The 1,297-nt window shown below is 37.7% G+C and carries 3 protein-coding genes; 2 read left to right on the top strand and 1 reads right to left on the bottom strand.

From position 1 onward, the window contains the following. Window positions 1–154 precede the first annotated feature (154 nt). Both PL85_RS16100 and PL85_RS16095 read left to right on the top strand, forming a co-directional pair. On the top strand, window positions 155–469 hold the full coding sequence (locus PL85_RS16100; protein WP_234826564.1) for a hypothetical protein: 315 nt from the start codon (window positions 155–157) through the stop codon (window positions 467–469). A gap of 2 nt (window positions 470–471) precedes the next feature. Continuing rightward, window positions 472–846 (top strand): MotA/TolQ/ExbB proton channel family protein, encoded by a 375-nt coding sequence (locus tag PL85_RS16095; protein WP_115339775.1) that lies wholly within the window; start codon window positions 472–474, stop codon window positions 844–846. 27 nt (window positions 847–873) lie between these two features. Here PL85_RS16095 and PL85_RS16090 read toward each other — a convergent pair whose 3' ends face one another. Then, complete coding sequence (locus PL85_RS16090; RefSeq protein ID WP_115339774.1) at window positions 874–1,242, bottom strand: phage protein; 369 nt, start codon at window positions 1,240–1,242, stop codon at window positions 874–876. Window positions 1,243–1,297 lie beyond the last annotated feature (55 nt).

Below are 1,297 nucleotides of genomic sequence, written 5' to 3'. Positions count from 1 at the left end.
CTACGGGGGTACTTTCCACCTAACTATCAGTCTTAGCGGTGATTTTGCTCTTAAAATGTTTTTCTGTTACAAGTTGCCTGTGGTGATCTTGGTTCAATATTGTGTGTTTCTTTGGGCAATATTGGTCAGATTTCTTTTATGATTACGACTTGTTATGAACTTTATTGCTGAGAGTATTATGCCATCATCATTAATTAGGAGTGCTATAGAGCAAATCTATGGTCGTGTGTCCGATAAAAATGCTGCCAATAAATTGTATAAGGTGCTTGTTCCTGAGCTTCATGAGGCGTTGGAGAATGGAAAGCAAATTAGCGATCCTCAAGTCCAACGGTTAATTGCTGCAATTAGTGATTTACCATCAGCAGGAGCTAAGCAACGAAATTTTGTAAGGCGTTACATGCAAGATAGAGATTCTATGCTTCGATTGCCACGTAACCCCGATAGTCTTATGTACGGTTTTTGGTGGTAAATATGATTAGTAAATTGATCAAAATTTTATATGTAGTTGGTACTTTTCTTATCATAAATGAAATAGCATCTCTTGGTGATGTATTGCAATTTATAGATTTGAGCAGCTTTTTAATTGTGGCTATCCCTAGTCTTCTAGCTTTTGTTGTTGGCTGGTTTGAATCTAAAACTACTGCAATTCATTGTGCTTTTTATTCTTTAATTTTTAGCGGGATCTTGGGTGGGATTATCGGGCTTATACGAACTTTTTCAGATGCCACGGGTGATAGCGTTATTCTTCAAGCTGGCATGAGTGTTTCTTTACTCCCTATTTTTTACGGCCTATCTATCGCATTGTTGATTTTACCTTTTTATTTAATGAGCAAATCGGCTAAATGAAAAATAAAAGCCCCTTGCGGGGCTAATTTATTCCTTTATTTTACTGATTGCTCTTGCGAATTTAAGTAGCTTAGATAGTGTTTTCACATCGTTGACCGCCTCAATTTCTAACAATGCTATACCGGCTAAAATTTCTTGGGGTGTTACAAGCTGCCCTGTCGGCAATTCCATTCTGTTATAGTGCATTTTGAATTGCTCCCAGGTTGTGCATGAACTGAGTTCGCGGCCTTTCGCCATTCTCATTAGCCGCTTACACTCTCTTGGTATCTCTTTTCCTTTATCCCAACCCTTGACCACGGTCACACTTCTAAAACAAAGTTTAGCGGTCTCTTCTTCACTTAATTTGCACTCAAATTCACGAAAAACAAAGTTTTTGGTCATTTCGTGATACTTCATGGTGATATCTCTCAGAAACGAGAGATATTATAATTAATGCGTATGCAACTGTATT

Source organism: Vibrio anguillarum, from assembly GCF_001989995.2.
Lineage (GTDB): Bacteria > Pseudomonadota > Gammaproteobacteria > Enterobacterales > Vibrionaceae > Vibrio > Vibrio anguillarum.
The sequence above is the reverse complement of the archived record's forward strand: the minus strand, read 5'-3'. Positions and strand labels throughout refer to the sequence as shown.

Coding starts and splice junctions, on each gene's coding strand:
- PL85_RS16095 (WP_115339775.1), top strand. CDS start 472: ATGATTAGTAAATTGATCAAAATTTTATATGTAGTTGGTACTTTTCTT.
- PL85_RS16090 (WP_115339774.1), bottom strand. CDS start 1,242: ATGAAGTATCACGAAATGACCAAAAACTTTGTTTTTCGTGAATTTGAG.
- PL85_RS16100 (WP_234826564.1), top strand. CDS start 155: ATGAACTTTATTGCTGAGAGTATTATGCCATCATCATTAATTAGGAGT.